We start from the raw sequence: 458 nt of genomic DNA on the forward strand, positions 1-458 counted from the left end.
TCTGATGATGCCCTTTGCTCGACTCGCGCCTGGGTCAGCACCCTTCCTCACTGCGCTCTTCACTTCAGTTTCAGCGGTATGTGTTACCGGACTTGCCGTCGTTGACACCGGTACATATTGGTCTTCTGCAGGTCAGGGCATCATTATGCTGCTCTTTCAAGTGGGCGGCTTTGGCATGATGACCGGCGCGACTCTGCTAGGTCTCATGGTGAATCGGTCGCCTCGGCTGCGGCTGAAACTTATCACTCAAACAGAAACTCATTCGTTGGGACTGGGCGATGTGGCCAATGTGGCTAAGCTCGTGCTAACCGTGACGGTTGCGTGTGAGCTAATTGTTGCGCTAGTTCTGATGTTACGGTTCCGTGTTGGTTACGGCCTCGAATGGCAACAGGCTGCATGGAGCGGACTGTTTCACTCAGTTTCGGCATTTAATAACGCCGGCTTCTCAATCCACGCCG

General features: G+C 54.1%; 1 protein-coding gene. It reads left to right on the plus strand.

Going from position 1 to position 458, the window contains the following annotated elements; translation table 11 throughout:
* Nucleotides 1–7: 7 nt before the first annotated feature.
* A partial coding sequence (locus tag F2P46_RS36230) for a potassium transporter TrkG (protein WP_306667738.1) occupies nt 8–458 on the plus strand: 451 nt, incomplete at its 3' end.

Source organism: Massilia sp. CCM 8734, from assembly GCF_011682155.1.
GTDB classification, from domain to species: domain Bacteria; phylum Pseudomonadota; class Gammaproteobacteria; order Burkholderiales; family Burkholderiaceae_D; genus Telluria_A; species Telluria_A rubra.